The 21,891-nt window shown below is 52.8% G+C and carries 22 protein-coding genes; 15 read left to right on the top strand and 7 right to left on the bottom strand.

Annotation, left to right across the window (positions count from 1 at the left end; translation table 11 throughout):
• Positions 1-86: 86 nt before the first annotated feature.
• The 3 genes from ABFZ84_RS03880 to ABFZ84_RS03870 all read right to left on the bottom strand — a co-directional run bounded on the left by ABFZ84_RS03880 (position 87) and on the right by ABFZ84_RS03870 (position 5,421).
• Entirely contained in the window at positions 87-2,381 is a 2,295-nt protein-coding gene (locus ABFZ84_RS03880; protein WP_369312604.1) for an NADP-dependent malic enzyme, read from the bottom strand.
• A gap of 118 nt (positions 2,382-2,499) precedes the next feature.
• Positions 2,500-3,183 carry a Fe2+-dependent dioxygenase gene (locus tag ABFZ84_RS03875; protein WP_369312603.1) on the bottom strand — a complete coding sequence of 228 codons (684 nt, stop codon included), beginning with the start codon at positions 3,181-3,183 and terminating at the stop codon, positions 2,500-2,502.
• 12 nt (positions 3,184-3,195) lie between these two features.
• Complete coding sequence (locus tag ABFZ84_RS03870; RefSeq protein ID WP_369312602.1) at positions 3,196-5,421, bottom strand: TonB-dependent receptor; 2,226 nt, start codon at positions 5,419-5,421, stop codon at positions 3,196-3,198.
• A gap of 232 nt (positions 5,422-5,653) precedes the next feature.
• Between ABFZ84_RS03870 and ABFZ84_RS03865 the strand changes: the two genes are divergently transcribed.
• The 3 genes from ABFZ84_RS03865 to ABFZ84_RS03855 all read left to right on the top strand — a co-directional run bounded on the left by ABFZ84_RS03865 (position 5,654) and on the right by ABFZ84_RS03855 (position 7,742).
• Positions 5,654-6,241 (top strand): NifU family protein, encoded by a 588-nt coding sequence (locus tag ABFZ84_RS03865; RefSeq protein WP_369312601.1) that lies wholly within the window; start codon positions 5,654-5,656, stop codon positions 6,239-6,241.
• A gap of 104 nt (positions 6,242-6,345) precedes the next feature.
• Positions 6,346-6,939, top strand: a complete 594-nt coding sequence (locus ABFZ84_RS03860) for a malonic semialdehyde reductase (protein ID WP_369312600.1) — start codon at positions 6,346-6,348, stop codon at positions 6,937-6,939.
• Between the two features lie 20 nt (positions 6,940-6,959).
• On the top strand, positions 6,960-7,742 hold the full coding sequence (locus ABFZ84_RS03855) for a class I SAM-dependent methyltransferase (RefSeq protein WP_369312599.1): 783 nt from the start codon (positions 6,960-6,962) through the stop codon (positions 7,740-7,742).
• Here ABFZ84_RS03855 and ABFZ84_RS03850 read toward each other — a convergent pair.
• The gene (locus tag ABFZ84_RS03850; protein ID WP_369312598.1) at positions 7,739-8,326 is read right to left on the bottom strand and encodes an N-acetylmuramoyl-L-alanine amidase; all 588 of its coding nucleotides are present in this window, start codon (positions 8,324-8,326) and stop codon (positions 7,739-7,741) included. The two genes, ABFZ84_RS03855 and ABFZ84_RS03850, sit on opposite strands and share 4 nt — an antisense overlap.
• A gap of 59 nt (positions 8,327-8,385) precedes the next feature.
• Here ABFZ84_RS03850 and tsaB point away from each other — a divergent pair, with 59 nt between their 5' ends.
• The 4 genes from tsaB (at position 8,386) to ABFZ84_RS03830 (ending at position 11,275) form a co-directional block, all read left to right on the top strand.
• A complete protein-coding gene (tsaB, locus tag ABFZ84_RS03845; protein ID WP_369312597.1) occupies positions 8,386-9,063 on the top strand; it encodes a tRNA (adenosine(37)-N6)-threonylcarbamoyltransferase complex dimerization subunit type 1 TsaB in 678 nt (225 codons plus the stop codon).
• Positions 9,060-9,512 (top strand): GNAT family N-acetyltransferase, encoded by a 453-nt coding sequence (locus ABFZ84_RS03840; protein ID WP_369312596.1) that lies wholly within the window; start codon positions 9,060-9,062, stop codon positions 9,510-9,512. Before tsaB ends, ABFZ84_RS03840 begins: the two co-directional genes overlap by 4 nt.
• A 96-nt stretch (positions 9,513-9,608) precedes the next feature.
• The gene (locus ABFZ84_RS03835; RefSeq protein WP_369314535.1) at positions 9,609-10,025 is read left to right on the top strand and encodes a Fur family transcriptional regulator; all 417 of its coding nucleotides are present in this window, start codon (positions 9,609-9,611) and stop codon (positions 10,023-10,025) included.
• Positions 10,026-10,165: 140 nt separating this feature from the next.
• On the top strand, positions 10,166-11,275 hold the full coding sequence (locus ABFZ84_RS03830) for a diiron oxygenase (RefSeq protein ID WP_369312595.1): 1,110 nt from the start codon (positions 10,166-10,168) through the stop codon (positions 11,273-11,275).
• Between the two features lie 18 nt (positions 11,276-11,293).
• Here ABFZ84_RS03830 and ABFZ84_RS03825 read toward each other — a convergent pair whose 3' ends face one another.
• A complete protein-coding gene (locus ABFZ84_RS03825; protein WP_369312594.1) occupies positions 11,294-11,950 on the bottom strand; it encodes a hypothetical protein in 657 nt (218 codons plus the stop codon).
• A 77-nt stretch (positions 11,951-12,027) separates the two neighbouring features.
• On the opposite strand from ABFZ84_RS03825, the gene pip reads away from it, so the two are divergent.
• Complete coding sequence (pip, locus tag ABFZ84_RS03820) at positions 12,028-12,990, top strand: prolyl aminopeptidase (protein WP_369312593.1); 963 nt, start codon at positions 12,028-12,030, stop codon at positions 12,988-12,990.
• 12 nt (positions 12,991-13,002) lie between these two features.
• Here pip and ABFZ84_RS03815 read toward each other — a convergent pair whose 3' ends face one another.
• The gene (locus tag ABFZ84_RS03815; protein WP_369312592.1) at positions 13,003-13,755 is read right to left on the bottom strand and encodes a DUF1223 domain-containing protein; all 753 of its coding nucleotides are present in this window, start codon (positions 13,753-13,755) and stop codon (positions 13,003-13,005) included.
• Between the two features lie 193 nt (positions 13,756-13,948).
• On the opposite strand from ABFZ84_RS03815, the gene miaB reads away from it, so the two are divergent.
• From miaB to metK, 7 genes are all read left to right on the top strand, one after another.
• Complete coding sequence (gene miaB, locus ABFZ84_RS03810) at positions 13,949-15,325, top strand: tRNA (N6-isopentenyl adenosine(37)-C2)-methylthiotransferase MiaB (RefSeq protein WP_369312591.1); 1,377 nt, start codon at positions 13,949-13,951, stop codon at positions 15,323-15,325.
• Between the two features lie 62 nt (positions 15,326-15,387).
• A complete protein-coding gene (locus ABFZ84_RS03805) occupies positions 15,388-16,299 on the top strand; it encodes a PhoH family protein (RefSeq protein WP_407067103.1) in 912 nt (303 codons plus the stop codon).
• Positions 16,296-16,790 (top strand): rRNA maturation RNase YbeY, encoded by a 495-nt coding sequence (gene ybeY / locus ABFZ84_RS03800; RefSeq protein ID WP_369312589.1) that lies wholly within the window; start codon positions 16,296-16,298, stop codon positions 16,788-16,790. The genes ABFZ84_RS03805 and ybeY overlap by 4 nt, the downstream gene beginning before the upstream one ends.
• Positions 16,783-17,718, top strand: coding sequence for a hemolysin family protein (locus tag ABFZ84_RS03795; RefSeq protein WP_369312588.1), 936 nt, complete (start codon positions 16,783-16,785; stop codon positions 17,716-17,718). Before ybeY ends, ABFZ84_RS03795 begins: the two co-directional genes overlap by 8 nt.
• A gap of 8 nt (positions 17,719-17,726) precedes the next feature.
• Positions 17,727-19,322 carry an apolipoprotein N-acyltransferase gene (lnt, locus tag ABFZ84_RS03790; protein WP_369312587.1) on the top strand — a complete coding sequence of 532 codons (1,596 nt, stop codon included), beginning with the start codon at positions 17,727-17,729 and terminating at the stop codon, positions 19,320-19,322.
• Positions 19,323-19,409: 87 nt separating this feature from the next.
• Positions 19,410-19,853, top strand: coding sequence for a helix-turn-helix domain-containing protein (locus tag ABFZ84_RS03785; RefSeq protein WP_369312586.1), 444 nt, complete (start codon positions 19,410-19,412; stop codon positions 19,851-19,853).
• Between the two features lie 131 nt (positions 19,854-19,984).
• A complete protein-coding gene (gene metK / locus ABFZ84_RS03780) occupies positions 19,985-21,205 on the top strand; it encodes a methionine adenosyltransferase (protein WP_369312585.1) in 1,221 nt (406 codons plus the stop codon).
• A 25-nt stretch (positions 21,206-21,230) separates the two neighbouring features.
• Here the strand turns inward: metK and ABFZ84_RS03775 are convergent, their stop codons facing one another.
• Positions 21,231-21,773 (bottom strand): PAS domain-containing protein, encoded by a 543-nt coding sequence (locus ABFZ84_RS03775; RefSeq protein ID WP_369312584.1) that lies wholly within the window; start codon positions 21,771-21,773, stop codon positions 21,231-21,233.
• Positions 21,774-21,891 lie beyond the last annotated feature (118 nt).

The raw sequence follows: 21,891 nt of genomic DNA, 5'->3' as shown, positions 1-21,891 counted from the left end.
CTAAGAAGAGAGATTATTAAATAAAGTAAAGGTAGACAAGAAAATTATCTCTACTTTATTCTACAGAAACAATTCAATCAGACCGTTTAGGCCTTTTTCTCGGCCCAGCTACGGTGTTCGGCGTCCAGCTCATAAGCGGCCATGGCTGCAAGGGTGACGATGTCGTTCACGCCGGCACCGACCTGTGCAATTTGAACTGGCCGTTCAAGCCCGATCAGGACTGGCCCGAGAACGAGCGCGCCGCCGATTTCGCCCAATAGCTTGGTTGAGATTGCCGCCGAGTGAACGCCGGGCGTAATCAACACATTGGCTTCGCCTTTGAGGCGGGAGAACGGGTAAAGCTCGCGGAAGTTCTCGTTCAGTGCCATGCGCGGGGTCATCTCGCCTTCATATTCGAAGTCAACATCCATGCGCCGATCAAGAATTTCAACTGCGCCCGCAACGCGGCGAGAATGTTCCGTATCAGGATTACCGAAATTCGAATAGGAGACGAAAGCCACCTTTGGCGGAAAGCCCATATGCCGTGCGGCGTGCGCAACCTGCATGGCAATTTCGGCAAGGTCTTTCGGACCGGGTAATTCCGTGACGTTTGTATCGGCAACAAACAAAGTTCGGTTTTTGGTCAGAATGATAGATACACCGACCATGCGCTCGCCGGGGCGCGGATCAAGGGCCAACCGAACATTTGACAGCGCCACGTCGTAGTGACGGGTCACCCCCGTGACCATGCCATCAGCGTGGCCGTGGGCCAACATACAGGCCGCGTAGACATTTCGGTCGGTATTCACGAGGCGTTGCGCATCGCGATAGAGGTGTCCTTTGCGCTGAAGCCGCTTATAAAGATACTTCGTATACAGCTCGTTGTGGGGCGATGTGCGCGAATGGTAGGTCTCGAATTCATGATTGACCGGCAAGCCAGCATCAGCGAGCGCATTTTTAATGTGATCATCGCGGCCAATTAGAACGGGTGTTCCCAAACCCTCTTGCTGGAAGGCATAGGCTGCGCGGACCACAGCCTCTTCTTCACCTTCGGAAAAAACAATACGTTTAGGTTTTTCGCAGCCGCGCAGGCTGGAATAAATTTTCTGAAGGAACGATGCTGATGGGTCGAGCCGCGCTGCGAGCGAGTTTTTATAGGTCGAAAAATCTTCGATTGGTTTGCGCGCAACGCCGGTGTCCATCGCGGCTTTTGCGACGGCGGGTGGAATTTCTGAAATCAAACGTGGGTCGAATGGTGTCGGAATAATATAACCCGGCCCGTACCGTAGGCGCGTGCCATAGGCGGCAGCGACCTCGTCGGGAACATCTTCGCGCGCGAGTTTAGCCAGCGCACGGGCGCATGCAATTTTCATTTCGTCATTAATTGTCCGTGCTCGGACGTCTAGCGCGCCACGGAAAATGTAAGGAAAGCCGAGCACATTGTTGACCTGATTGGCGTAGTCAGAGCGACCAGTGGCGATGATCGCATCGCTACGCACCTCACGAATTTCTTCGGGCAGGATCTCAGGCTTTGGATTGGCCATCACAAAAATGATTGGGTTTTTGGCCATGGACTTGATCATGTCTTTAGAGATCGCCCCGGCGACCGACAGCCCGATACAGATATCTGCGCCATCCATCGCTTCGGCGAGGGTGCGTTTGTCTGTATCAACAGCGTGGGCCGAGTGCCACTGATCAAGCTTTCGCCCTTTATAAAGAACACCACCGGAATCGCAGACCAGCGCATTTTCATGGGGCACACCCATTGCCTTGACGAGGCCGATTACGGAAAGCGCAGCCGACCCGGCACCGGAAACCGCGATTTTTGCGTCTTTGATCGAGCGCCCGGTTAGATCGAGTGCATTCAATAGTCCGGCGGCGGCGATGATGGCTGTTCCGTGTTGGTCATCATGAAAAACCGGGATATCCATCAGCTCTTTGAGGCGCTGTTCAATAATAAAGCTGTCGGGGGCCGCAATGTCTTCGAGATTGATCCCGCCAAAGGCCGGGCCGAGATAGCGCACAGCATTGATAAAAGCATCAGGGTCTTTGGTATCGACCTCGAGATCGACAGAGTCGATATCGGCAAAGCGCTTAAAGAGAACCGACTTTCCTTCCATGACCGGCTTTGATGCCAGCGCGCCAAGATCGCCCATACCAAGGATGGCTGTGCCATTTGATATAACGCCGACCATATTGCCTTTAGAGGTGTAGTCATAAGCACTATCGGGGTCATCGGCGATCTTCTGAACAGGCACAGCAACACCTGGCGAATAAGCAAGCGAAAGATCGCGTTGGGTCGCCATAGGCTTTGTAGGGTTAATCTCTAATTTCCCCGGCTTGCCCCGGCTGTGAAAATCGAGTGCTTCCTGATCTGTGAATTTTGTTGTGTTGTCGTCCATGATAATCCGTCTAATGCCCGATGGTTATCTATTCAGGCATACGCGGCTCAACATGGGGCTGCAATCCTGAGACCGCAGGTTTTCGCTGGTTCGGTACAATAAACTTGGTGAACGTTGCTTAAGTATCGGCAAAGCGACGCAATAGGTTGTGATAAACCCCTGAAAGGGTCAGGACCGCCGGGTCATTCATGCCGCGCTCAGATCCCAAAGTTTGAATCGATTGGTCGAGATCAAAAAGCGTGGCGCGGTCTTCGTTTGATCGGACCATGCTTTGCAACCAAAAAAAGCTCGCGATGCGAGCACCGCGCGTGACCGGTGTCACAGAATGAAGGCTGGTCGAAGGGTAAAGCACAAGATGCCCAGCAGGGAGCTTGACTTCCTGAACGCCAAATCCGGTTTCGATGATCAATTCGCCGCCATCATATTCGTCGGGCGATGAGATAAAGAGGGTCGCAGATAAATCGGTTCGAATACGAACCGGCGTGCCTTTGACCCCCCTTATCGCATTGTCCACATGGGCACCGAAAGTCTCGCCGCCTTCATATTTATTGAACAAAGGCGGAAAGATTTTGTTGGGAAGCGCGGCTGACACGAAAAGTCCGTTGCGCCCAAGGGCGTCGAGGACCAAGCCACCAAGCTGTTGGGCGGTCGCTGACGCTTCGTCCAGTTGCTGGTTTCGTTTTGTTAGGGCTGATTGTGTGCCGGCGGTTTGCCGACCATCAACCCAGGATGCCCGATCAAGCCTGTCGCGAAACATTGCGAGCTCGTCAGCCGATAGAACATCCGGGATTGTGGTCAACATATTTTCTAGGCCTTAAAAATCGACATCAACGGTAAACATCGCGGAACGGCCAGGTGCAATATAGGCAAATGGCGTACCGGAGCGGTAAAGCGCATCATAATAGAGTTTGTCCGCTGCGTTGACGAGATTGAATGAAACTTCGACATTATCGGTAACGCGATATCCACCAAAAGCGTCGAAACGCCAATAGCCGGGAATTGCGGTTCCGCGATCTGCAACTGATCCGCCAACGCGTTCGCCCTCATAGGTTGCTTGTCCACCAAGATGAAAGCGGCTCGTGACTTGGTAACGTGTCAAAAGGTTAAAACTTGTCTCGGCAATATTGGGCAATCTTGCACCGATCTCTGTTGGGTCAGGCGAGTCCGTGATTTCGGCTTCGAGTAGTGAAAGCCCGCCATGGACGCTCCATTGTTTTGTGACCTGACCAGAGAAGCCAAGCTCAACCCCTTGAACTCGTTGTTCGCCCTCAAGTGTGAAAACGCCATCGATTCCTTGGACGCGCGCATCGGTTTTGTTGGTGCGATAGACTGCGGCCGTCAAAGCTAGATGTTCGTCTAAGACATTCCATTTTGCGCCAATTTCAAAAGACTTGTTGCGCTCAGGGTCTAGGTTTTCGGTCGAGGTCGTAATGCCGCCATACGCATCACCAAGACCATCTACTTGTTCGCCCGATGGATTGGATGATGATCCGTAGGACGCATAAATTGATGCATTCTCGGCTGGCTTATAGACCGCGCCCAAATGCCAGTTCAGGAAATTGCTGTTATTGCTGAATTCGCCAGCCCCGCGACCGCCAACGGATTCAACGTCGATACGATAGAAGTCATATCGCATACCACCAAATACGCTAAAGGCTTCATTGAATTTAATTGTATCAAGAAAATACAACGCGTCGGATTTAATGTCAGCGACGGAATAGGCACCACTTTCCTCTACTTGGAACGGCCACGCTACGAATGGATCAGGGTTATAAAGGTTTTGAAATACCGTAAACGGAGAAATGTCCAAGCCCGTCGAAGGATCTTCGGAATCGAGGAATCCAAATGGGCGGTTTTCGATCGTTTCCCGGCTGATTTCAAACCCGGCGACGATTGTATGTTCAAGGCTACCAGTATTAATTTCAACCGTCGCATCGGTTTGATTGGCAAAGTAATCATTGACCGAATTCCGGTTTTTCGGATTGGCGCGAACAGTCCAATTCGCCGGGTCCGCATCTGATGTGTCAGGGCGCTCTGGCGCGGATACAACATAGGAATTGCCGGTTTTTCCGTAACGAACGACGCTTTTAATGGTCGCAATTTCACTCGGTGAGTATTCGACTTTTCCGGTGTAAACATTTGCAAATGTTTCGCGGAAGTCACGATTGACGAGGCCGTAAAAATTGTTGCGATCAACTTGAAACGGTTCGTTGTTTGCGACGTCGTATGGAACGCCATAATCCGGCATATCCTCAGTTTCGAGATGATAATAATCAAGGCTCAAGGCGAGGTTTTCTGTGGGTGTAAAGAGGATTGCAGCTGCGGCACCCCAACGATCATTATAGACTTCGTCGCGACCAGCGGTTTCGCCATCATGGAAAAGACCGTTGACACGGATGGCGAGTGTCTCACTCAGCGCATGGTTGATGTCACCGGTAAGCCGTACAGAGTTTTCGGTGTCATAACTGGCTTCGACATCGCCAAAGTTTTCGAATTTTGGTGCTTTTGAAACAAGGCTTACGGCACCACCTGTGGAACCGCGTCCGGCAAATGCACCTGATGGACCTTTTAGAATTTCGATTTGCTCAACGGCAAAAATCTCGCGTGAGACAACACCCGGATCGCGGACGCCGTCGATATAGACGTCGTTACGCGCATCAAAACCGCGAATGAAAATTCTGTCGCCGAATGCGTTACCGCCTTCGCCAGTACCGATCGTGACACCCGGCTGCGTGCGAACAACATCGCGGAAGGTACGTGCGCCCGAATCTTCGATGAGCTCTTTTGGCAAAACTGCGATTGATTTCGCCGTGTTTAAAAGACTTTCCGTGAGTTTCGATGACGAAGAACGGTCAATTTTGTATGGTGCCTCTGGATCAGCATAAGGGTTAGAGCCGTGGCGCTCGCCCTCCACAATGACTTCGTCTTTCTCGATGTCCTGTGCAAGCGACGGGGCGATGCTTGCACCTGCAAGTCCAGCCAATGTGCTAGCCCGCGCGAGATGTCTTAGTGTTTTTGGTTGTTTGGTACCGCTTTTCATTGCGAAGTCCCCTGCAAATTTACTGTTGAATATTGCAGCGCAGTAACGCAAATGAGAATGATTATCAACACAAGTGATAATGATTCTTATTATAATTCGCAAAAGCTACCATAATACTGGTTTGTTTTTTCGTGATCAGAATTGCGCGAGGGATGAGAACCACTGGCTTTGATGCCTTGCGCTAGTGGCCTGTGGTGACTAGCTAGACCGTAGGAATAGAAAAGGCCGCTCCATGTTTATCCAGACTGAAGACACACCAAACCCGCAATCAATGAAATTTGTGCCCGGACGCGCTATCCTTGGAGCTGGAGCTATGGGTATTGATTTTCCGACCATTGAATCGGCTGCGGCTTCGCCGTTAGCGCAAATGATGTTCGAGACCGATGGCGTTATGGGCGTTTATCTTGGCGCGGATTTCGTGACCGTAACAAAAGCTGAAGCGGTTGAATGGCTTCATATTAAGCCCGCGCTCCTTGGGTCGCTCGCGGATTTCCTTACTGCGGGCATACCGGTGTTGCATGAAGGTGCAGAGGCAAACACATCAGCGCCCGCGACGCCACTCGAAGATTACGAAGGCGACGACCGCGAGGTCGTGGAACAAATTATTGAATTGATTGAAACCCGTGTCCGCCCAGCGGTGGCTGCTGATGGCGGTGACATTGTTTTCAAGCATTTTGAACCACGGACTGGGGTTGTATTCTTGGCGATGCAAGGGGCGTGTGCGGGGTGTCCATCCTCAACCATGACGTTGAAATCCGGTATTGAGAATATGCTTAAACACTATGTGCCCGAAGTGGTCAGCGTTGAAGCGGTCGCATAGGCTCAGGCATTGCGCTTAAGCGGTTGAGCCCCCGCGCGGCATCCTATACGAGAATCTCTATAGTCGAGTTGTAAGGCGCACCGCCCAAACCGGAAAGTAATCTCATGTCCGATAAAATGATCAATGACCAAGCCCTAGACATTATCTTCCGCGATGCCCGCACCCATAATGGTTGGGAAGACCGCAAGGTCACATCGACCTTGATGCAGGCCGTTTATGACCTCACCAAATTTGGTCCAACATCTGCAAATTGCTCTCCGGCGCGGTTTGTTTTTGTTGAAAGTGACGCCGCTAAAGCGCGCCTCAAGCCACACCTCGCCGAAGGAAATGCCGCAAAAACTATGGCTGCGCCGGTTTGTGTCATCATTGGCTATGACTTGGCGTTTTATGAAAAACTACCCGATCTGTTCCCGCATACGGACGCAAAAGCTTGGTTTGTGGGCAATGACGCATTGATCGAAGAAACTGCGATCCGCAACGGTACGCTACAGGGCGCTTATTTCATGGTTGCGGCGCGGGCATTGGGACTCGATTGTGGGCCGATGTCGGGGTTTGACCAAGCTGGTGTCAACGAAGAATTTTTCAAAGGTACGACCATCAAAGCGAATTTCCTTTGTAATGTTGGTTACGGTACGGACGAAAATATGTTCCCGCGTTCGCCGCGTCTCGACTTTAATGATGCTTGTGAAATTCTCTGATCCATTTGCGTAGCCGCGCTGTGAATAAGCAATCTTTTCTCGCGCTCGCGCGGAAGATAGGGCTGTTACCAGCGCTTGATGCTGTTCGGTTTGTTCGGTCGAAATGGCAAAGTGCCGCCAGCAATCAGAAGTTTCTCGAACGTCGCCCTGAATTCGTGCAGCCGCCTTTATGGTGGATGCACGATATGTATCGCCACACCTCGTTTGAGCTTTATTGGAAAACGGGACAGGCGACCGCCGCCGCAATTCAAGAAAAAATCGACGGTTATGTTGATGCCAAAGAACCTCGCGTTGCCGACTGGGGCTGTGGGCTTGGGCGGGTGCTACGCCATATGCCGAATCGCTATCAGCGATATGGATTTGACTATAACGCCGCAGCAATTAATTGGTGTGCAAATAATATTACTGGCGCGCAGTTTGCGCGTAACGATCTTAGTCCACCGCTGCCGGCACAAAATGATAGTTTTGATGCGCTTTATGCGCTTTCGGTCTTCACGCATTTGTCCGCCGAGGGGCATGAAAACTGGATAACCGAGATTGAGCGCGTCCTAAAACCGGGCGGCGTCTTCCTGGGTGCATTTCATATGCAGCTTCCGGGCGAGCAATTACTGCCCCATGAGCAAGCACAGTTCGATCAAGGCGCGTTGGTCGTAAGAGGCGGTGTAAAAGAGGGCTCGCGAACCTTTGTCGCCTATCACCCAGAAGCATATCTCCGGGATAATTTGTTACGAGGGTTTGAAATCGTCGAGCCACCATTTGCGCTTTTCGGGCAATCATTAGTGATCGCACGAAAGCCATGTTAAATTGATAGTGCTCTTTCCATTAAGTTTGTCCACGGAAAATAATGACCCGGATCTGTCCGGCGGACGGGGTCAAGGCGTGCATGGCTGACCACATGGCGAAGGTGCGGATATTTTGCGCGGGCATAGCGAATAATTTCTGCCGTTGCTGTGATTTGCCATTCGGTAAACGGTGCGCCGCGCTGGGTGTTAACGATTTCAATTCCTAATGACCGATGATTGAGCCGCCGCGCGCCAGCGCAAATGGCTGAATGGCAGCAGCTATTGCGCACATGCCATGCGGCGCGGGTTTCCGGCGCACATGCCCAGACAAATGCCTCATGCTCTGCTTCGCTCGGGCCGGGGACAGCCCAATGAAAACTCGCGCGCCCTTCGGCCATGACCGATACGGCACCATCCGTGGTCGATCCTGCGGTGGCGTGAATTACAATCAATTCGATGTCCGGGTTTTCGCGGGGGCTGGTTGATAGCGGGGCCGCGGCCCAGGCGCGGCGATGAATAACTTCGTTTAGGGGGGCAGGGGGTATGCTGTTTGACGGCAGGTCGAATTGAAACTGGCGTGGGTCATTCATGGGGATGGCGTTCATTTTGTCCTCGACTGATTTTCCGCTTTGCGACACCACCCGCTCAGGGCTAGGAAGTGCCCATGTTGATCATGGGTCTTGATACGGCGTTGCAACGCTGCTCGGTGGCTATTCTAAGGGGTGATGACGTGCTCGCGGATAAGTCCGTGGATATGGAGCGCGGCCACGCCGAACATTTGGCACCGATGGCGGCGTTGGCGGTGAAGGAGGCGGGAGTTACTTTCCGCGACCTTGACCGGGTCGGCGTTGTGATTGGGCCTGGTGGGTTTACTGGTGTCCGGGTCGCCTTAGCGTTTGCGCGCGGTCTGGGTATTGGGACAGGCATTGATATTATCGGAGTGACAAGCCTCGCGGCGCTCGCTGCAGGCGTAGAGCCAACATCACTGACAGCGACCGTCATTGATGCCCGCCGGGGCGAGGTTTTTGCGGCACTGTACGGAAATGATGGTGCGGAGATCGCGGCACCATTTGTTTCGACTCCCGAACAAAGCTTGAATATATTGAGGCAAAGTGCCGGGGCTGAGCCTGTCACGATTGTTGGCTCTGGGGCCGCGCTGCTTGGCGACCTTCCAGACAACTGGCAGCGACAGGCGACAAAAAGCCAAATTGATGCTAAAATTGTTGCCCAATTAGCGCTTGCAGCCCCGCGCTCAGCGTTGCCGCCGGCCCCGCTCTATCTTCGGGTGCCTGACGCCAAACCGGGCAAGCCGGGCTTATTTTCGGGATCTGCGCCCAGATGAGTGGATGGCGAATTTGGACGGCGAAAACCGAAGATGCTGACACATTGGTTGCGTTGGAAGCCCTCGCGTTTGACGCGAGAAGTTGGGGTGAAGACAGCGTTAAGGCGAGTTTTGTTGCGTCTGGCGTGACGGTCCTATTGGGTGGCCAGATATCTGTAGAAGCGCCGCCATTGGGTTTTGCGTTGTGGCGTGACCTTGGCGAACAGGCCGAGATACTCACCATCGGGGTTGCCCCGACCGCGCGTGGTGGCGGACTGGGCGAAGCGTTATTGGATGCGGTCATAAAGGCGGCACGTGATGGCGGCGCGCAAAAGCTGTTTCTTGAGGTTGATGCCGCCAATTCTTCGGCCCTCGCGCTTTATATGCGGGCCGGGTTCGCGACGATCGGTGCGCGAAAACAATATTATCGCGATGGCGGCGACGCCGCCGTGATGGCATTGGATCTCTAAATCCGCATTATCGCTCCGTTATGAGTTGCAAGCGCGAGCGGCCACGGCAATAAAGGCACCAATTGCAACTGGCTATGCTGAAAAGGAGCACATATGATGGACCGGCTCGAAAAAATTTGTGTTGAAAAAGGCATGCGTATGACAGAGCAACGCCGCGTTATCGCGCGGGTTTTGTCAGTTGCTGAAGATCATCCGGATGTTGAAGAAATCCACCGGCGCTCTACTGAGATTGATTCAAATATTTCAATCGCGACTGTCTATCGCACTATGCGCTTGTTCGAAGAGGCTGGCGTCGTCGAGCGTCACGACTTTCAGGATGGCCGTGCGCGCTATGAAGAGGCGACTGATGATCACCATGACCATTTGATCGACCTACGATCGGGTAAGGTCATTGAGTTTATGAACGAAGAAATTGAGGCCCTGCAAAAACGTATTGCAGAGCAACATGGTTTTAAATTGGTTGATCACCGGCTTGAGCTATATGGCGTGCCGCTTGAGAAAAAAGACGATTAAGCTAGGCGGTAAAGGGCGATCAATTTGATCGTACGTATATTGACTTTCAAAAAGTAAACTGAGTAGTGTACGCCTGTGATTTGAAACAGGCGTGCGCACAGACATAATATGCACCGCGCACGGAGACGGGAGGAAAACCCATGACGTCCCTGCGCCAACTTTATCCAATCCCAGATATAGACCCCTGCTGGACAGTTCCACAGGATTTTGAGGCTGCGTTTGATTGGGAATATGACGACGGCCGCAAGCAGATGATGCACCTTTATCAAAAGGGCAAAGACATGCAGTGGGATGCGCTAAACCGCATCGATTGGACGTTAGAGCTTGATCCCGATAATCCGATGGAATTGCCCGACGAGCTAAGCGGGATTTACCACACCCCGGTCTGGGCCAAGATGAACAAAAAGGAACAGGCCGAGTTCCGTCGCCATTCCCAAGCATGGACGATGTCGCAATTCATGCAAGGTGAACAAGCCGCGCTTATTTGTGCCGCAAAAATTGTTCAGCAAGTGCCGGACCTCGACGCAAAATTCTATGCGTCAACACAGGTCATGGACGAAGCGCGCCATGTGGAAGCCTACAAAAAATATCTCGGGATCATGGGCGTTGCCTATCCGATGACAAAGCCGCTCCAGACGCTTGTTGATCAAGCGCTACGGGATTCGCGGTGGGATATGACCTATCTGGCGATGCAGGTGGTGATCGAAGGGTTGGCGCTTGCGGCATTCGGGAATATTCGCGACATTTCAAAGAACCAGCTATCGCAACAGGTGAATGCCTATGTGATGGAAGACGAGTCGCGTCATGTGGCCTTTGGACGACTTACGCTCAAGGAATATTATCCGCAGCTCACACAAAAAGAACGCGACGAGCGCGAAGAATTTTTGGTCGAGGCGTGTTATCATATGCGCGACCGGTTCGAGTCAAAAGAGCTCTACGAAACGCTCGACCTGCCCGTGGACGAGGTTGTCGAAGCCCAGAAAAATTCAGAATTTCAGCGCCATTTCCGTTCGATGCTATTCCAGCGCATTGTGCCGATCGTGCGCGATATTGGTTTGTGGTCTGATAAAATCCAATCAGCCTATACTGATATGGGCGTGATTGGGTTTGCTGATACCGATTATGATGAACTTTCGCGCAATGACGTTGAGCGCGCTGCAGAGTGCGATGAGATCAACAAGCAAAAGCGCCAGGCCTATGTCGAAGGCGTCGCTGCAATCGGTGAAAAAGGTATTGAGGCTGCTGAATAAAACGAATGCGCGCGGCGCTTAAACGCCGGAGAAATTTTTCCGGTAGCGTGGTGCGGGTTGCGCCACTGTTTCGCTACGATCATCGTCAATTCGGTCTGCAAGAGCATCAGCCGTAAGGCCAAGCTTGCGGATCGCGGTGCTATAAGCGGTGCGAATGGCATCAATTTCTTCGGGTGCGATGGTCTCGCCGCTTTTTTCGATTTGTTTTGCGGCATTGATATAGATTTGGCGATTCTCGCGTAGCGCTTTGATTGCGGTTTCCACGGTCGAGACGTCGCTCATCGTAAGGCGTGGTGCAGACAATGCATTTTGCGCGACAAAATCTAACCGTTCGGCGGCAATCAAATTGATCTGGGCGTCTTGCGCCAATTTCGTGAAGCGCTGGCCCGCAGGCTCAAGGCCTTCAAGATAAATATCAATCGCTTCACTGCGGGTCATACGATCATCATCATCAGCGCCGGTGATGCGTGAGACAAACGATGTGGATTGCGGTTTTGGCCATGGTGCAGATTCGACCGCATGTGCTGCGTCCGCGAGCAAATCGCGCTCTGAAACAGTTTTGTGGTCTGCATGGGACGCGATGGGATTAACGGCACAGCCACTGACTAACACCATCAGTGCCGCGGCAAAACCGCCAACGATCCCGGAATGTGGTCCGGAACTCAGTTTGTACAAAACACGACTCCACTGAAAGACTTGTTACACACGTCTCTCCCCACTAAAGGCTAACCTAACAAATCGTTATTGTCAGCATGGAAATGTCCGAGTTGAGCATTTTATACCCTCCGATAGAACCGACCGAGTCCGGAATGCTCCGGGTTTCGGACCTGCACGAGATTTATTACGAGGTATCCGGTGCGCCAGATGGTAAGCCCGTTGTCGTCTGTCATGGTGGACCGGGCGGTGGTACGACGCCGTCGATGCGGCGTTATTTCAACCCCGCGCGATACCGAATTATCCTTTTCGATCAACGGGGTTGTGGTAAATCGCGCCCCCATGCGGAACTGAGGGATAACACCACATGGACGCTGATTGACGACATGGAAGCGCTACGTGCGCGTCTTGGGGTTGAGACATGGCAGGTCTTTGGGGGCTCGTGGGGCTCAACCTTGGCGCTGGCTTATGCCCAGTCCCACCCGGATAAGGTGTCGGAACTGGTGTTGCGCGGAATTTTCACGCTACGTCGGGCTGAACTTGAATGGTTTTATCAGGAAGGGGCAAGTTGGATTTTCCCTGATGCATGGGAGGATTATCTTGCGCCGATCCCTGAGGCCGAGCGCGGCGACATGATTGGTGCCTATTACAAACGCTTGACGGGTGATGACGAGAAAGAACAAATCCGTGCCGCCCGCGCGTGGAGCCTTTGGGAAGGCGGAACGGTCAGCTTGATGCCGTCCCCAGAACGAATGCAGGTATTCGCCAGCGATCAGTTTGCGCTCGCCTTTGCCCGGATCGAATGTCACTATTTTCAGCATGGCGGATTTTTTGAGCGTGACGATCAGATTCTCGCCAATTTGGACCGTATACGTCATATACCGGGCGTCATCGTGCAGGGACGCTACGATGTCGTCACCCCCATGAAAACGGCGTGGGAGTTACACAAAGGTTGGCCAGAAGCCGATTTCAATCTCATTCTTGATGCGGGTCACGCCGCAAGCGAAGCCGGTATTGTGGATGCGCTGGTAAAAGCGACCGACAAATACGCGCGGCGATAGGAAACGGTCGTGTCAGGCTGGGCAGTAGGCTGCGGTGATGATTGCGCCTTGCTGCGGTGACTGCACGATCAGCGCACACCCTTCGTTTTCAGCCAGCGTTTGATTGATGCTTAGGGTGCCGCCTCTGCGCCGCACAATTCCTAAAGGCTTCATGTCGGTGACCACATTGATTTCATCAAAGGTCATGCCTTTGTTGCCGCCAGATGTAATGTCGGTATTGGCGTGGCGTATGAATGTGACGAGGTACGCATTCCCGCCATCGTCTGATTGACCAACTGTAAAGTTTAACATGTTGTCTTCACGCGAGGCGACAACCGACGGGACTTGCGCGTCTGCACTTTCAATGAGTGCATAGATTTTTTCGGGGACTGCACCAACGGTTTCGGCTGCGCCATTGACGACGATCTGGGGTGTGTAAACTGAGCTGCGGTGGCGAATATTGGCGTTATAATTTTTTTGACGCGCGGTGTATTCGGCTTTTGAAAATGGGTCCGTCCATCGACCATGGCGTGTGTTGGTCATGTTCCAATAGTCAACATGCCAGCTTAACGCGACGACATTGTCCCGCGCGGCGGTTTTTGGAAAAAGCTCCGCGGCCTTTGGGCAGCGGATACAAGATTGCGATAAAAATAGCTCGACGACCACAGGTTTAGAAATGTCATTGGCCGTTTTATCGGCGGCGTTCGCTGGAGCTGTGAAAACAGCGCCAAGGGCGGTCAATACCGCGCCGCACGATTTCATGACGTTCTTCGTTGTTACGCTCATATATCCTCAAGAAAGCTAATACCTGCTCTCTCCCGTCCCTTAACTTGACGCGCACATGTTGCTCTATCAAATCAATTGCGGTCACAAGGCTGAGATAACAACTGTCACCCGCCTGAGATTGATTTCGCCAATATGATTGCATCCGCCCTTTACGGCGACTAAATACCCAACTTCGCGAAAAGATACGAGAAAAATGACCGATCCACGGCAAAACCAAGGTAAATCCGTCTTCATCCGCACTTACGGGTGCCAGATGAATGTCTACGATTCCGAGCGAATTGTGGGCCTTCTCAAACCGCTGGGCTATGGGGTGGCGGAAACGCCGGATTCTGCTGACCTTGTGGTATTGAACACCTGCCATATTCGGGAAAAAGCCGCCGAAAAGGTCTATTCCGATCTTGGTCGCCTCAAGGTTATCAAAAAATCACGCAACAAATCTGGCGACGACCTCAAAATTGCCGTCGCTGGCTGTGTGGCGCAGGCCGAAGGGGCAGAGATCACGGCCCGTGCGCCCTACGTGAATATGGTGGTCGGCCCGCAGGCCTATCACCGCTTGCCGGAGCTTTTGGCCCGTGCTGCCCGCGAAAATGGCGAAGTCCTCGATACGGACTTTGCTGTCGAGGAGAAATTTGATCGCCTCGCCGAGCGTACGGCAGATGGCCCTACCGCATTTCTGACCATCCAAGAAGGCTGCGATAAGTTTTGCACTTTCTGCGTCGTGCCATACACGCGCGGCGCAGAAGTCTCGCGTTCTGTTGACGCGGTGGTCGCCGAGGCGCGTTCACTAGCAGCACAGGGCGTGCGCGAAGTCACGCTGTTGGGCCAGAATGTCAATGCATGGGCGTCTGCGCCGCCTGCTGGTATGGCCGGTAATACCTGGGGCCTTGGCGAGCTTTGTCGCCATTTGGCGAAGATCGATGGGTTAGACCGGATTCGCTTCACCACCTCGCATCCGCGCGACATGGATGACGGCTTGATTGCTGCACTTGCCGAAGAAGAAAAGTTGATGCCCTATTTGCACCTTCCAGTGCAGGCGGGTTCGGACAAAATCCTCAAGGCAATGAACCGGGGTCATACGGCTGAGCATTACGTAAAGCTGATCGAGCGCATTCGCGCTGAGCGTCCTGATATTGCTCTGTCTGGGGATTTCATCGTTGGTTTCCCTGGCGAAACGAGTGAAGATTTCAAAGCGACTTTGGACCTCGTAGAGGCCGTAGGATATGCCTCCGCTTATTCGTTCAAATATTCACGCCGTCCGGGAACGCCCGGCGCTGCGATGCAAAAACAAGTGCCGGAAGACCAGAAAAGCGAGCACCTCGCCCAGTTGCAGGCATTGCTTGAGCGCCAACGGGTCGAGTTTAACCAAAAGCAGGTGGGTCAATCGCTGACGGTGTTGTTTGAAAGAGAAGGCCGCAAAAACGGCCAGCTCATTGGCCGGTCGCCATATTTGCAAAGCGTTCATGTGTCGGCTCCAAAATCTATGCTAGGATCAATAGCGCCGGTATCGATTGAGGGCGTAACGCCCAATGCGCTGGCCGGTGTTTTGAAAGAGGGTGAGTACGCCGCTTGAGCGAACAGAAATCTGCTGACGCAATCGATCACGTCGATTTTGACGACAACCGATTTGTCGCCGTGCTTTCCGGCGAACATGACGCCCACCTTTCAATTCTCGAAGACGCTCTTGGGGTTCGTATTGACCCTCGCGGCAACCATTTTGCGGTGACCGGTCCCGAAAGTGCACGAATTCGAACAATCGCGGCCCTCACGTCGCTTTATGCCCGCGCCGAGCGCGGTGAGAATATTGGTGTCGGTGATGTGCGGGCCGCGGCAAAATTAAGTGAAAAACCAGCCGAGCTGAAATCTGTGCCTCAGACGATCAAAACCCCAAAGCGGCTCATTGCTGCGCGAACACCTAATCAAGCCGCGTATATGCGGGCGCTTGGCGAGCATGATTTGACGTTCGGTGTCGGCCCTGCGGGTACGGGCAAAACCTATCTTGCGGTGGCCCATGCGGTTGGATTGTTGCTGGCCGGTAAGGTCGAGCGCATCATTCTCTCACGCCCTGCGCTTGAGGCTGGTGAACGCATTGGTTTTTTGCCCGGTGATATGAAAGAAAAAGTCGATCCGTTTTTGCGACCGCTTTATGATGCACTTCACGATATGATGCATGCGGATTATGTCGAGCGACGCATTGCAGCAGGCGAGATTGAAATTGCGCCAATAGCCTTTATGCGCGGCCGGACATTGGCGCGCGCAGCGGTTATTCTAGACGAAGCACAGAACGCAACGCCCGCCCAGATGAAAATGTTTCTGACGCGGCTGGGCGAGGGTGCGCAAATGGCAATTACGGGGGACCCTTCGCAAACTGACTTGCCCGCGGGTGAGGCATCTGGCCTCGCCGATGCGCTCGGGGTTTTGTCGGGGGTTCAGGGGATCGCGGAAATTCGTTTTGTGGCGACCGATGTCGTCCGCCATCCTTTGGTTTCAAAAATTATCAATGCCTATGATAAGCGCGACCAGCATCATGCCGGCCCGAGGCCATGACCGGTACAGACATCTCTGGCAGTATTACGCCCACCATGATCGAATGTGTCATTGAAGACGAGGTATGGCGAGAAGCCTTGGCTGACGTCGACGTCCTCGCAGGCGAATGTTATCGGGCTGCAACCGCCCTTGAGCCGGATATTTCTGGCGAGATAGCGCTGATGCTTTGCGATGACGAGGCAATTCAAGCACTGAATTTGCGATTTCGCGGCAAAGATAATGCCACCAATGTTTTGTCTTTTCCCTCCGGCGAAGAAACGGGGTTTCTAGGTGATATCGCCCTGGCACGGGAGACCTGTGTTCGTGAAGCCGCACTTGGCATGTTGAGTTTGCGTGATCATGTGGCACATCTGATTATTCATGGAATGTTGCATTTGATTGGTTATGATCATGAGACGGATGATGAGGCGGTCCTGATGGAGGCTCGCGAAACTGAGATATTGAGAACCATGGGAATTGCAGATCCCTATGGGGCGAGCCAAAATGACTGACAGGCTAGATGACGACGGATGGACGGAGACGATGAACGGGGAAGAAAGCGACGATGATAGTGGTCGAAGCGACAGTATTATGGCGCGGTTTCGCGCCCTGATCGGTAAGCCGGATCGCGAAAGCGATTTCGAAGAAGACTACATAAATGGAGATGGTCGGTCCGAGCAATCGATCTCTCAATCGCGCCGAGAGATGATTGAGCGCGTTGTCGCATTTGACGACAAAAAAGTTTTTGATGTGATGGCCCCGCGCGCGGATATCGCGGCGGTGGATCTCGACACCCCCCTCCAAGAATTGATCCGCTTATTTTCTGAGGCCGGACATTCGCGGTTACCGGTTTATCGCGGCGATCTTGATGATCCGGTGGGCATGGTTCACATCAAAGACCTAATCGGGATGATTGCTGACGATGCGCGGCCCTTGCCGAGTTCTGGACCGATACTGAAATCGTTAAAGCGTGATGTTTTATATGTGCCGCCGTCGATGCGGGTCACAGATTTATTGCTGCGAATGCAGGCGTCGCGCATTCATATGGCGCTTGTGATTGATGAATATGGCGGCACTGATGGGCTTGTTACCATTGAAGATTTGGTCGAAGAAATCGTCGGTGAAATCAATGACGAGCATGACGAAGATGATACCTTGGTGATCGTACCCATCGCCGGTGGCGGTTGGGAAGTTGATGCGCGGGTTGAGTTGAGTGACTTCACTGAAGAAACCGGCCTTCATCTCGATACGGAAGATGATGAGATTGATACAGTTGGCGGATACGCCGTTTCGCTTGCAGGGCGGGTACCGCAGCGTGGCGAAGTCTTGGCCGGGCTTAACGGATATGACTTTGAAGTGATCGAAGGTGATGCCCGTAAGGTTCGCAAACTTCGGGTGAGGCCATCGACGGCGAAATCTTCAACACAGGCTGCGGAGTAAGTCTGAACATGGGCTTTTTGAGCGTCGTCAGCGGATGGCTCGCGCAGTCATTAAAGAATTATGCGGACTTTGTTCGTGGCGCGACGGGCAAAAAACGATGGCTGATTGCTTTTGCCGCCGGTATTTGCGGCGCGCTTGCGATGGCGCCGGTTTATGCCCTTCCGCTTTTGGTTGTCTCATTTACCACGCTGGTTTTGTTAATCGACGGCGCGCAGATTGCGCAAAAAGCAAAGCGTGCGGCATTCTTTGTGGGCTGGTTTTTTGGCTTCGGTTATTTCCTTGTGGGAATTTACTGGATGGCCTTTTCGTTTTTTGTCCAAGCGGATCAGTTTGCATGGATGGCACCCTTTGCGGTCATGGGGATGCCAGCATTTCTCGGGCTCTTTACGGGTGCGGCAGTAGCGCTTTGCGCTTCGTTGAAAGGGTCGGGGTGGGCGCGGGTTTTGCTGTTTGCGGCGGTCTGGACCCTTTTTGAATATGCCCGTGGTCATGTTCTGACGGGGCTACCGTGGAACCTCGCGGGGCAGGCATTGGCCGGGAACGCGCTGACCGCGCAAAGCGCCGCATGGTATGGGGCTTACGGATTAAGCCTTGTGACCATTTTTATCGTTGCGGCCCCGGCTGCAACAATCGACCAGGTTCGTACCCGATTTTCCGGCATTGTTGTTTTTCTGTTGGGCGCGGCGCTTATCGTTGGCATTGGGGGGCTACGCCTTTCTTTGCCAGAACCCGTTGGTGATGCGCGTGTTGTTCTGCGGATTGTTCAGCCGAATATTCCGCAAAAAGAGAAAATCGATTGGAGCTATTGGCAACGCAATTTCGAACGCCAACTTGAGTTGTCGCGTGGGGCACTTCCGCCTGATGCAAAACTCTTTGTTCTGTGGCCAGAAAATGGCGCGCCTCTTTTGGATGAAATGCCGGATGCGCTGGCAGCCCTTGATAGAGATTTGCCCAGCGATACAGTTTTATTGGCGGGTGCTGTTCGGCGTGATCGCGATACGGACGGAATAGAGCGCTATTATAATTCGATTGCGGTAATTGAAGACAGTGGCAATGGTCGCGTGGTCACAGACCATTACGATAAGCACCACCTTGTTCCTTATGGAGAATATCTTCCATTTTATGATTTGATGGAACGAGTCGGGTTAGCGCAGCTGACACCTTATGGCGATTCTGGTTTTACTGCCGGTTCCGGCCCGCGCCGGATACGGGCTGGCGGGCAATCATTCGCGCCGATGATTTGCTACGAGGCGATCTTCCCAGGGCAATCCTATCCGAAGGATGCGCGGCCTGACTGGCTTGCGATGGTGACCAACGATGCTTGGTTCGGCGACACCTCGGGACCGCGTCAGCACCTTGATATGGCCCGGTTGCGCGCGATCGAAGCGGGCCTACCACTGGCACGATCAGCCAATACGGGCGTTTCAGCCTTATTCGATGGAAAAGGACGTTTGTTGGCTCGCGTACCGCTCTATCAGACAGGAAAAATCGAAGCGCCGCTTCCGCCGCCTTTGCCTCAGACGCTTTACAGCAAGTTTGGTGATTGGATTTTCTTTTTAATGACAATCACTTGCTTACTGTTTGGTTTCTATTTGCGGCGCTAGGGCTTGGACTTTGCGCTTGGCCCGCATTCATCTATAAGGCGGCAGTTGCGTTGTTCCAGAAAGGGGCGACCAAGCTCGGGGAGACTTATGGATATTCCGCAAAATGCGGTGAATCGTGAGCCGGCGACACCTTCGAAATCTTCGGGGCCGCATCCAATCGATATTCATGTGGGCGCGCGCGTAAAGCTGCGGCGCATGATTTTAGGCATGAGCCAAGAAGCGCTCGGTAGTGCACTTGGGCTAACTTTCCAGCAAATCCAGAAATACGAAAAAGGCGTCAATCGCATCGGTGCTAGCCGCATGTATGAGATTGCACGGCTGCTTCAGGTGCCGGTTCAGTTCTTTTACGATGATTATGATGCCGAGCCATTTGCCAGTGGTTTCGCCGAGGAAGCCGAGCCAGTGATGGAGATGGTCCGTTCTCAAGAGGGGGTCCAGCTCTGCCGGTATTTCGCGGGCATCAAGGACCCGGACGTCAAAAAGCGCGTACTCGATCTGGTTCGCTCGATTGCGGAAACTGAGAATATCTAAACCAGCGCCTATTGCCGCATTTTGTCGTAGGCCTCTCGCAAAATCTTGATCAGAAGGATTGGACAGGGGCGAGCGGTTTCGCTATAGGCCCTCATATAAACTTTTCTTTATATGCGAGGTCTGGTTCTTTTATGGCGCGGCAGTCTTTTATTTTTACGAGCGAAAGTGTTTCCGAAGGCCACCCTGATAAGGTTTGCGACCGGATCTCTGATGAAATTGTAGATCTCATTTATCGTGAGGCCGACAGTGCGGGTATGAATTCGTGGGATGTCCGCGTCGCCTGTGAGACATTGACGACGACCAATAAAGTAGTGATCGCCGGTGAGGTTCGTGCGCCTGAAGCGTTGATGAATGGCGAGGGTGGTGTCAAGCCTGATTTATTTGTCAAAGCGGCACGTGAAGCGATCAAATCCATTGGCTATGAGCAAGACGGGTTTAATTGGGAAACTGCTGATATTCAAATCTTGTTGCATGGTCAGTCTGCTGACATTGCTCAGGGTGTGGACAAGGCCGCAGACGCCAATGCCGAAGGCGCGGGCGATCAGGGCATCATGTTTGGGTATGCTTGCCGCGAAACACCGTCGTTGATGCCAGCGCCAATCTATTACAGCCATAAAATCCTCGAAGATTTGGCTATCGCACGCCATACTGGTGAGGGTGATGTAGGCAAGCTTGGCCCCGATGCGAAAAGCCAAGTAACAGTACGCTATCGCAATGGCGAACCGGTTGAGATCACGTCGATCGTGCTTTCCACCCAGCATCTTGATGCATCATGGGATTCGGCGAAGGTTCGTCAGGTCGTTGAGCCATATATCCGTAAGTCCACAGACGGTTTGCCGATTGCAGAAAACTGCGAGTGGCATGTCAATCCTACAGGCAAATTTGTAATTGGCGGGCCTGATGGCGATGCCGGTCTTACTGGCCGCAAGATTATCGTGGATACTTATGGTGGTGCGGCTCCTCATGGGGGCGGCGCATTTTCAGGTAAAGACACGACCAAAGTTGACCGTTCAGCCGCTTATGCGGCGCGTTATCTCGCGAAAAACGTGGTTGCCGCTGAATTGGCGGATCGTTGCACGATCCAGCTTTCTTACGCGATTGGCGTTGCGAAACCGTTGTCTGTTTATGTGGACCTGCACGGTACGGGCAAAGTTGAAGAAGACGAACTCGAAGATGTGTTGCGTCAAGTGATGGACCTATCTCCATCGGGTATCCGCCGCATCTTAGATCTCAACAAGCCGATTTATGCGCGTACTGCCGCCTATGGCCATTTTGGCCGGGAACCTGATGCGGATGGTGGTTTCTCTTGGGAGAGAACTGACCTCGTGGACAAGTTGAAAGCAGCGTTTTAAGCGCGACCGCAGTCCCGGCAATCGATCAAAGATTGCCGAGAAATGTCTGGGTCCCGATGAATAATATCGGCTTCTCGCCGGCTAGATCGAACACGGGTTCAATTTTTACGCGGACGCGATAAGCGCTTTTGTTTTTCCGATAATTGACGAGATCAACAGCAACAAGCTCGCCTTTTTCAAGGGCGCGACGGATCAGGGCCGTGTTCTCTTTTTCGGTTTTGCGGCCTTGCAAAAAACGACAGTTTTTACCGATGACCTCTTCAGGTTCATATTCAGTCAGCTCATAAAACCCGGTTGAGGCATATATGAGCGGCATGTCGTCGATCGTTGGGTCCGCTACCGTAAATGACGGCTTCCCTTCGCGGGCGAGTTTGGTTTCAAGAATCCCAAAATCTCGCGAATGAAGTCTGTCTTCGACAACGGGTAGTTCTGAATCTATGGAACGACCGATCAGCTCACGAATGGCCGCCGCGCGGCTGGGCACTCGGTGCTTGAATTGCCACGCTTCAATTTGCTCGATTTCTTCAGGCGATAGCGAGACTTGGATTTTCTCTGTTCTTTTCGGCATTGCCTTGGGTGGCTCATCTTCAAATTATGGTTACAGAAAAATAGTAGGTTCAGGTTTTTAGAACATCAAAACCTGTTTTTCTTAAGTTAGCTGCGGGCCAAGGGGAAGCATTTATTTC

The organism is Hyphococcus lacteus, assembly GCF_041058985.1.
In the GTDB taxonomy this organism is placed as follows: domain Bacteria; phylum Pseudomonadota; class Alphaproteobacteria; order Caulobacterales; family Parvularculaceae; genus Hyphococcus; species Hyphococcus lacteus.
This window is presented reverse-complemented; position numbering and strand designations above follow the sequence as displayed.